The 7,589-nt window shown below is 67.8% G+C and carries 7 protein-coding genes, 1 pseudogene and 1 riboswitch; of the genes and pseudogenes, 1 reads left to right on the forward strand and 7 read right to left on the reverse strand.

Annotated features, from left to right (window positions below):
• Positions 1-44: 44 nt before the first annotated feature.
• The 7 genes from APM_RS05960 to APM_RS05990 all read right to left on the reverse strand — a co-directional run bounded on the left by APM_RS05960 (position 45) and on the right by APM_RS05990 (position 6,147).
• Positions 45-866 (reverse strand): IclR family transcriptional regulator C-terminal domain-containing protein, encoded by an 822-nt coding sequence (locus APM_RS05960; protein WP_007422453.1) that lies wholly within the window; start codon positions 864-866, stop codon positions 45-47.
• Positions 867-1,060: 194 nt separating this feature from the next.
• Positions 1,061-1,507, reverse strand: a complete 447-nt coding sequence (locus tag APM_RS05965) for an OsmC family protein (protein ID WP_007422452.1) — start codon at positions 1,505-1,507, stop codon at positions 1,061-1,063.
• Between the two features lie 75 nt (positions 1,508-1,582).
• Complete coding sequence (locus APM_RS05970) at positions 1,583-2,284, reverse strand: ABC transporter ATP-binding protein (protein ID WP_007422454.1); 702 nt, start codon at positions 2,282-2,284, stop codon at positions 1,583-1,585.
• Between the two features lie 4 nt (positions 2,285-2,288).
• Positions 2,289-2,996 (reverse strand): ABC transporter ATP-binding protein, encoded by a 708-nt coding sequence (locus APM_RS05975; protein WP_007422455.1) that lies wholly within the window; start codon positions 2,994-2,996, stop codon positions 2,289-2,291.
• On the reverse strand, positions 2,986-3,894 hold the full coding sequence (locus APM_RS05980; RefSeq protein WP_007422456.1) for a branched-chain amino acid ABC transporter permease: 909 nt from the start codon (positions 3,892-3,894) through the stop codon (positions 2,986-2,988). Before APM_RS05980 ends, APM_RS05975 begins: the two co-directional genes overlap by 11 nt.
• Positions 3,895-3,907: 13 nt before the next feature.
• On the reverse strand, positions 3,908-4,789 hold the full coding sequence (locus APM_RS05985) for a branched-chain amino acid ABC transporter permease (RefSeq protein ID WP_007422457.1): 882 nt from the start codon (positions 4,787-4,789) through the stop codon (positions 3,908-3,910).
• A gap of 101 nt (positions 4,790-4,890) precedes the next feature.
• A complete protein-coding gene (locus APM_RS05990; RefSeq protein ID WP_007422458.1) occupies positions 4,891-6,147 on the reverse strand; it encodes an ABC transporter substrate-binding protein in 1,257 nt (418 codons plus the stop codon).
• Positions 6,148-6,392: 245 nt separating this feature from the next.
• Positions 6,393-6,627, forward strand: a riboswitch (cobalamin riboswitch).
• A 135-nt stretch (positions 6,628-6,762) separates the two neighbouring features.
• Here APM_RS05990 and APM_RS05995 point away from each other — a divergent pair.
• Positions 6,763-7,589 (forward strand): annotated as a pseudogene (locus APM_RS05995) (5-methyltetrahydropteroyltriglutamate--homocysteine S-methyltransferase); the annotation flags it as partial.

Genomic DNA, 7,589 nt, shown 5'->3' on the forward strand with positions numbered 1-7,589 from the left:
GCCGCTCGTCCGGTCCCGATGATGATCCCGTCAGGCGCGCCCGCTCAGCCGAGCAGGGCGACCGCCCGCGCGCATTGCGCCGCCGCCTCGCGAATCGCGGGCAGGATGCGGCGCATCACCTCCTCATGCGACACCCGCGCCGCGTTGGTGGCGACATTCAGCGCCACCGCCTGCCGCTGCCCCTTGCCCGGCACCGCCACCGCGACCGAGCGCAGGCCGAATTCGAGTTCCTGGTCGTTCAGCGCGAACCCGTCCCGCCGCACCGTCGCCAGCCGTTCGAGCAGCCGGCCGACATCGGTGATGGTCGCGGGCGTGAACCCCTGCAACGGCGCCCGCCCATACCGGGCGCGCACCTCGTCATCGCTCAGGGTGGCGAGCAGCGCCTGGCCCATCGAGGTCGCATGCGCCGGCAGCCTGGTGCCGACCCCGAGCGACAGCGCCATCAGCCGCTGCGGCGCCGCCGAGCGCGCGACGTACACGATGTCGGTCCCGTCCAGCACCGCCGCCGAGCTCGATTCGCCGAGCTCGCGGGTCAGCCCGGTCAGATAGGGTTCGATGAGTTCGGGAAAACGCAGGCTGCCGAGATAGGCGTAACCGAGTTCCAGCACGCGCGGGGTGAGCGCGAACCACCGGTCGGTCTGCACGGCGTAGCCGAGATCGCACAGGGTGAGCAGGAACCGCCGCGCCGCCGAGCGCTGCAACCCGGTGACGCGGGCGGCGTCCGACAGGGTCATTTTCGGCCGGTCCGGCCCGAAGGCGCAGAGGATGGCAAGGCCGCGGGCGAAACTCTCGACATGGTCGCGCGGATTGGCCGGCGCGGCGGCCGGCGGGGCGGGCTGGATGGAATCGGCGGACAGGGACGACATTCGTGCGTTCTGCGCCCATCTGCCCCGCGCTTGCAAGATGGCGGACCGGCGCGCCGGGGAATCGCAAACATGCGTCTTGCGGAAAGCGTCCTTGCGGTTTCCCCCGCGCTTGTCCACAGGCTTATTCAGATTTCTGTGGACAACTCGCCGGAGATTGCCGAGGCGGCTGGCCGGTTTCGCCGGCCTGGACGGGCTCAGCCCTTGACCCTGGCACCGGTGCCGTCGGTCACGCTCACCTCGATCGGAATGCCGCGGGCGACCGAGGCGCCGACCGTGCAGAACTGTTCGAACTGGCCGAGAATCCGATCGAGATGCCCGATCGTCCCCGCCTCGGCGGCAAACCCGATCGCGACCTGGATCGCCTGCACCCGCAGCCGCCGGTTCTCGTCCCGGTCCACGGTGGCCCGCGCGGTGGTGGTGATCGCGCCGGGCGCCTCGCGGAACTTGGTCATCGCGAAATGAAAGCTGGAGGACATGCACGAGCCCACCGCCGCGAGCAGCAGTTGCACCGGCTCCGGCCCCGCCCCGCCGCCGAGCGGCGGCGGCTCGTCGGACACCAGCTTCGGCAGCCCGCCGCCGAATTCGGTCTCGAAGCGGAAATTCTCGATCTGACGCAGGACGATCTCGTGCGTGTCGGCCATCGGAGCCCCTCCTTCTGCTGCCGTGCAACATGCACGCAACCGGCGGCAACCGCCAGATGGCCGAAGGCAGGCCGCTCAGAGCCCGAAATAGGCCTCGTGCACGGCGTCGCTCGCCTCGAGCTCGGCCCGCGTGCCGGAAAGCCGCACCCGCCCGCCATCGATCAGGTAGCCCCGGTCGGCCAGCGGCAGGAAGGCGACGTTCTGTTCGGCGATCAGCAGCGTCATCCCGCCGGTGATCGCGGTCTTCAGCACGTCGACCACCTGCTTGACGAAGACCGGCGCGAGGCCGGACGAGGGTTCGTCCATCAGCAGCAGCTTCGGTTCGCAGACCAGCACCTTGGCGATGCCGAGCATCTTGCGCTGCCCGCCGGACAGGCTGGAGGCGAGGTCGCGCCGCTTGCCGGCGAGGGCGGGAAACAGGTCGTAGAGCCGGGCGCTGCGCCGCCGCACCTCGGCGGCCGAGAGGAAATAGCCGCCGAGGCGGATGTTCTCCTCGATGGTCAGGCCGGGAAACACGCCGAGTTCGGACATGAAGGCGATGCCGCGGCGGATGCGCTGGTCCGGCGGCAGGGCGCCGACCGGCTCGCCATCGAAGGTGATCGTCCCGCCGGTGCAGGGCAGCAGGCCGATGATCGTGCGCAGCAGCGTGGTCTTGCCGGCGCTGTTGGCGCCGAGCAGGATCACCGTCTCGCCCGCGTTCACCGCGAGGTCGATGCCCCAGAGAACCTGCATCGGGCCATACCCGGACTCGACGCCCTTGAGTGCGAGAAGGGTCATGCCGTCAGCCTCCGATGAACGCGGCGACCACGTCCGGGTCCCGCGACGCCGCCTTGAGCGAGCCCTCGAACAGCATCCGCCCCGCGCCCAGCACGATCACCCGGTCGGTGATGCGGTTGAGGAAATCGAGCAGATGCTCGACGACGATGAGCGCGATGCCCCGCGCGGCGAGCGATTTCAGCAGCTCGGCGATGCCCCCGAGCTCCGCCGGATTGAGCCCCGCGCCGATCTCGTCGATCAGCAGCAGCCGCGGATTGGTCGCCAGCGCGCGGCCGAGATCGAGCATCTTCTGCTGGTTGACGGTCAGCGCCCCGGCGATCGCGTCGGCGTGGTCGGCGAGCCCAATGCCGGCGAGGATCTCGTCAATATCCACCGCGCCGCGCCCGGCGAAGGTCGCGGCAACCTCGATGTTCTCGCGCACCCGCATCGCGCGGAAGCATTTCGGCACCTGGAAGCTGCGGTTGATGCCGAGCCGGGCGATGCGGAACAGCGGCAGGCGCTGGATTTCCCGCCCCTCGAACAGGATGCGCCCGGCATCGGCCTGGTGCACCCCGGAGATGACGTTGATCGTTGTCGTCTTGCCGGAACCGTTGGGGCCGACCAGGCCGAGAATCTCGCCTTCGGATATCGAGAAACTCTGCCGGTCGAGCACGGTGAGCCCGCCGAAGCGCTTGCTCACCCCGTCCAGCCGGAGCAGCGGTTCAGAGGACATCGACATTTCTCCGGATCAGCAGCGACATCAGGCCGTTGGGCAGGAACAGCACCAGCAGCACGATCAGCAGCCCGTAGAGCAGTTCGAAATATTGCGGCGCGGAGACGCCGATCACCGCGTAGAACGCATAGAGCAGGGCCGCGCCGAGCAGCGGGCCGATCACCGTGCCCACCCCGCCGAACAGGGCGAAGACGATGGCGAAGACCGAAATCTGCAGGGTGAACACCGCGTCGGGGTAGAACACCGAAAGGTTCCACGCATAGGCGCCGCCGACCAGCCCGGCGATGCCGGCCGAGGCCAGCCAGACGATGAGGCGCTCGCGCACGATGTTGACACCCGCGAGCCCCGCGCTGATCGGGTCCTGGTGCATCGCCCGCAGCCCGAGCCCGAAGCGCGAGCGGCGGAAATACGCGGCAAGCCCGGTGGCGAGCAGCAGGATCGCCAGCATCGTCGCGTAGCTCGCCGTGGGCGCGTAGACCTGCTCGATCTTCACGCCATAGGGCCCGCCGGTCACATGCTTGAGCGCCTCGTTCGCCACCACGTAATAGATGATCTGCGAGGCGGCGAGATTGGCGATCGAGAAATACGCGCCTGACAGGCGCAGCAGCGGCCCGAGGATGAGCCCGACCACGACCGCCGCCAACCCGCCGCCAAGCACGCAGACCAGCACCGGCAGGCCGGTGAAGGTGACCAGCAGCGAGGTGGCATAGGCGCCGGTGCCGAAGAAGCCGACATAGCCGAACGGCAGATATCCGGTGAAGCCGTAGAGCAGGTTCAGCCCCTGGGCGAGCGCCATGAACGTCATCATGGTGAACAGCACGGACTGGTTGCCATAGACATGCGGCAGGACCAGGAAGGCGGCGGCGAGGATGGCCAGCACCGCGACGGGATAACGCATTGTACTGTTCCGCTTACGCACTGCGCACCGCCTTGCCGAGCAGGCCGGAGGGCCGGATCAGTACGATGATGAGGAGCAGCGCATAGGGCACGAGATTCGACCACGAGGCGTAATAGGTTTGCATCAGCATCGTTCCCACGCCGAACACGAGGCCGCCGACCACGGTGCCGAGCGGATTGCCGAGCGAGCCGATGATGATGATGGCGAAGGATGTCGTGGTCAGCCCGTCGCCGATCGAGGGCGACACCGAGCCGACCATGTAGGGCACGAACACGCCGGCGATCCCGGCGAGCGAGAGGCCGATCATGAAGGCGATCGCCGACACCCTGTCGACATCGATGCCGGTCGCGCGCGCCTCGTCGCGGTCGGCCATGATGGCGCGCGTCGCGAAGCCGAGCCGCGTGCGCGTGAAATAGAGCCAGAGCCCGCCGATACAGATGACGCTGACCGCGGCGGCGACCCACCAGCTGTCCGGAAATTCCTGGCCGAACGCGCCGATATTCCCCGAGCCCAGCGCGTTACCGGGCAGCGAGCGCTGGTCCGCGCCGAAGATGAGGAGCATCACCGCCTCGATCATCTGGGCGATGCCGAAGAACAGGATGAAGGACAGCATCTCCGGGTCCTGGCTGCGCTGCAGGCGCGGCACCACGCCGTAATAGAGCGGATAGCCGATCAGGATCCCGCCGAGAATCGCCAGCGGAATGCCGAAGATCGGGTTGAGGTGAAGGTCATGCACCAGAAGCCACGCGCCGAACCCGCCCAGCATGATGAACTGGCCGTGGGCGAGATTGATCATCCGCATCACGCCGAAGACGAGATTGAGCCCGATGCCGACAAGGCTGAAGAAGATGCCGTAGAGAATGCCGCCGATCAGCGCGTATTCGAGAAGTGCCAACGGCGCGCCCTTTCTTGCAGGGAAGTTGGAAACCAGTGGTCCGGATCGACGAAAGATCCCGGCCCGTCACGGGCCGGGATCCTGCGGTTCCGGGGCGCCGGTCAGTGGTGCGGCGCGGGATAGACCGGCTTGCCGGTCGCCTTGTCCTGCGGATAGACCACGACGATCTTGTTGGTCTTGCCGGCGGGGACGAGCTGCGCCACCGGCAGCAGCTCGCCGAGCTGGGCGCCGTTCGCGTTGATCTTGAACTGGCCGAGCACCGTCGTCGTCTTGCCGGACATGTCCATCAGCGCCTGATGGAAGGCGAGCTGGGTGAATTTCGGCGCGGTGCCGAGCATGTCCTGCATGATCAGCCCGGTATTGTAGCCGGCCGCATCGAGGAAGTTCGGCGCGTTATGCGTCGCCGCGGTGAACTCCTTCACGAAGGTCGCGGTGTTCGGGCCATAGGTGGTCTTGGCGAAGGAGACGAGCGGCGGCGTCGGATAGGTGTAGGTATAGGCGAGGGTTTTCGCGCCGACATTCTTCGTCATCAGAGCGAGAAGCTGGCCGGGGAAGATGGTGAACGTCATCTTGAAGTGCAGGCCGCTGCCGGCCAGCGTGTGCAGGAAGGCGATGTCGTTCGGCGGATAGCCGAACTCGATCACCGCATCCGGCCGGTGCGCCGCGATCGTGTGCAGCAGCACGGTGTAGTTGGATTCGCTGGTGGGCACGCCGTGATAATACACCGGCGTGACGCCGCCCTTCTTCAGCGTCGCCTTCAGCGTTTCCGCCTGCGAGGCATCGAAATCGTTCGAATCGTAGATGACGGCGACGCGCTTGATCTTGTGGTCGAGCAGGAAATGGCCGAGCGGCAGCGGCCACACCGTGGAGGCGGGAATGCTGACATCGGCGAGATAGTCGGTCTTCTTGGTGAAGAAGTTCGCCCCCGAGCCGGTCGGGTCGATCAGCAGCATGTGGTGCTCGGCGGCCAGCGGAATCGCGACCGAGGTGAGCACCGAGCCGAAATCGGCGACCAGCAGGTTCACGTGGTCCTGGGTGATGAGCTGGTTGTACAGCGTCGTCGCGGTCGCGGTCGAGCTCTGGTCGTCATAGGCGACGATCTTGACCGGGATCTTCTTGTCGAACGCCTTGACGAAGACGCCGCCGGACTTGTTGACCGTCTTCGCCCAGTATTCGAGCCCGTGATACTGCCCCTCGGACGCCACCGCGAAAGACCCGCTGCTTGCATAGAGCGTGCCGATCTTCAGGACCGACGGCGCCGTCGCGGCGGACGCCTGGCCGATGCCCGCCAGCGCCAGGCCCGAGGCCAGGACTCCCGCCGCGCAAAAACCCCAGGCGCGTCTGAATTGTGCCCGCATGGTTGCTCCCCTTGATGCAATGAGCCAGTCACGGCCAATTGTTGAAATTTGACCGACCGATATGACCACAGAAGCCGGACGGTCAATACTCGCAACCAATAAACAAGCCGTGATTGCCGATTTTCGCCCCGGGGATGAAATACCGATCGAACTCGATCCATGACTGCAACGATTCTGCGCGGACGACGCGATTATTTGCCGGCGCGGCGGATGCCGCCACCCTTGCCGAATGTCCGTCCGGGCGGCATACGACATTCGTCACCGGTCCCGCGCGAGCGGGTGAAAAGGGAACATCGTGCGCTTCGGCCGGGCTTCATTGTCCCGGAAGCAAGTCGATGGCTGCCCCCGCAACTGTCAGCGGCGAGCCGGTGGTCCGTCCGCCCGCAAGGGCGAGCCACTGAACCGGGAGCGGTTCGGGAAGGCAGGGCCACCAGCGTCGAGCCGCGAGCCAGGAGACCTGCCGGTGTCGCACCAACCTTGCTGCCGGGCGGGGTGCACCGGAAGCCGGAGCCGACCCATGACTGCACGCATCAGCGGCAGCGCCTGCCGCGCGCGTCCTCTCGTTTCCCCCTCATCGCGCCGTTCGCGGTCCCACGCCCGCCGGGGAGGCCGCGCATGAGCATCGCGACCAGTCTCGGCTTTCCCCGCATCGGCCGCCGGCGGGAGCTGAAATCGGCCCTCGAGGCGCACTGGGCGGGCGAGCTGTCCGAAGCCGGCCTGCAGGAGGCGGCGCGGCTTCTGCGCGCGGACTCCCAATCCCTGCAGCAGGGGCTGGGCATCGGCCACATCCCCTCGAACGACAGCCCGCTCTACGACCATGTGCTGGATACCGCCTGCATGGTCGGCGCGATTCCGCCGGGCTATGGCTGGCGCGGCGGCGAGGTGACGCTGCCGACCTATTTCGCCCTCGCGCGCGGCACCGGCGGCGGCGATGCCGCGGCCGGCCTGCCCGCGCTCGAAATGACCAAGTGGTTCGACACCAACTATCACTATCTCGTCCCCCGGCTCGCGGCGGGGCAGCATTTCGCGGTCACCGCCAACCGTCCGCTCGCGCTGTTCCGCGAGGCGCTGGCCCGCCACCGCCGCACCCGGCCGGTGGTGCTCGGCCCCGTCTCGTTCCTGCTGCTCGCCAAGACCGATGACGGGTCCGATCCGCTCGACCTGCTCGACCGCCTGCTGCCCTGCTATGCGCAGGTGCTGGCGGAGCTGGCCGCCGAGGGCTGCGCCTGGGTGCAGATGGACGAGCCGGTTCTCGCCCTCGACCTCGCGCCGAAGGCGCGGGCGGCGCTGCGCCACGCCTATGAGACCCTCGCCCGCGGGGCGACGCCGCGCCTGCTGCTCGCCAGCTATTTCGCGCCGATCGCGGACAACCTGCCGACCGCGCTGGCCCTGCCGGTCGCCGGCCTGCATCTCGACCTGGTGCGCGGCCGGGACGATCTCGC

It is taken from the genome of Acidiphilium sp. PM (assembly GCF_000219295.1).
GTDB classification, from domain to species: domain Bacteria; phylum Pseudomonadota; class Alphaproteobacteria; order Acetobacterales; family Acetobacteraceae; genus Acidiphilium; species Acidiphilium multivorum.

What these genes read in the sequence shown, in the direction of transcription:
- APM_RS05960 (WP_007422453.1), bottom strand. Translation starts at nt 866, where the DNA reads ATGTCGTCCCTGTCCGCCGATTCCATCCAGCCCGCCCCGCCGGCCGCC.
- APM_RS05965 (WP_007422452.1), bottom strand. Translation starts at nt 1,507, where the DNA reads ATGGCCGACACGCACGAGATCGTCCTGCGTCAGATCGAGAATTTCCGC.
- APM_RS05970 (WP_007422454.1), bottom strand. Translation starts at nt 2,284, where the DNA reads ATGACCCTTCTCGCACTCAAGGGCGTCGAGTCCGGGTATGGCCCGATG.
- APM_RS05975 (WP_007422455.1), bottom strand. Translation starts at nt 2,996, where the DNA reads ATGTCCTCTGAACCGCTGCTCCGGCTGGACGGGGTGAGCAAGCGCTTC.
- APM_RS05980 (WP_007422456.1), bottom strand. Translation starts at nt 3,894, where the DNA reads ATGCGTTATCCCGTCGCGGTGCTGGCCATCCTCGCCGCCGCCTTCCTG.
- APM_RS05990 (WP_007422458.1), bottom strand. Translation starts at nt 6,147, where the DNA reads ATGCGGGCACAATTCAGACGCGCCTGGGGTTTTTGCGCGGCGGGAGTC.